Genomic DNA, 427 nt, shown 5'->3' on the forward strand with positions numbered 1-427 from the left:
ATCCTCCGCCACATCCCGTTTCAGACGCGCCAGCTGCTCTCCGTCCAGGGCGATGAGCACATCCACATCGTCGCCGCTGCACAGAACCGGCCGGACACCGATGCGGACGTCGTGGTGCGTGTTCCCCCCTTTGATCACGGGCGGAAAGGAACGGAAGGTATTCACCTCCAACCCGCTCTCCTTGGCGATATGGGCCAAAATGTCCCCTGCGGAATCAACCCCTTCCCCGGTTTTGCCGGCTATGCGTATGAGACGACTGTCACGCGTTTTGCTCACCCCGAATTCCCCCTTTGCCAGCGCGCCTGCACCTCTTCGATTCTTTTGAAATCCCATCAACCTCCCTCATCATTCTCAGGTTCACCTGAGGACAAAAGCCGCCCGACTCCCGCACCCTTTCGGTTCTCCGGGTCCGATGCCTCCATATCAC

The 427-nt window shown here is 59.5% G+C and carries 1 protein-coding gene; it reads right to left on the reverse strand.

All coding sequences use genetic code 11. The annotated features are described in order from the left end of the window. A partial coding sequence (locus tag RZO55_RS02370; protein ID WP_318062698.1) for a 2-oxoacid:ferredoxin oxidoreductase subunit gamma family protein occupies positions 1-333 on the reverse strand: 333 nt, incomplete at its 3' end. Positions 334-427 lie beyond the last annotated feature (94 nt).

The sequence above is a fragment of the Clostridium boliviensis genome, assembly GCF_033342255.1.
Taxonomy (GTDB): domain Bacteria; phylum Bacillota; class Clostridia; order Lachnospirales; family Lachnospiraceae; genus Lacrimispora; species Lacrimispora boliviensis.